Annotated in this window: 1 protein-coding gene; it reads left to right on the forward strand. The window is 60.2% G+C overall.

All coding sequences use genetic code 11. The features are described from left to right. The coding region (locus L5849_RS15840) for an efflux RND transporter permease subunit (protein WP_236926323.1) at window positions 1–279 on the forward strand (279 nt) is incomplete at both ends.

Here is a 279-nt window from a genome sequence, read left to right on the forward strand (position 1 = left end):
GTTTGACGATGACACGAGCATTTTCCGAGCGCGGCAGCTCATCACGGAGCGCCTGCAGACGATCGAATTGCCGGCAGGCATTGCGCGCCCCCAGCTCGGCCCGATCTCCACGGGCCTGGGAGAGGTGTTTCATTATGTGGTCCGCTCGGACAATACGAACCGGACGCTGACCGAACTGCGCGAGATCCAGGATTGGGTGGTGAAACCGCAGTTGCGCAAGGTTCGGGGTGTGGCGGAAGTCAACACCTGGGGCGGATTCGAGAAGCAATTCCATGTCAT

The organism is Erythrobacter sp. SN021 (assembly GCF_021864455.1).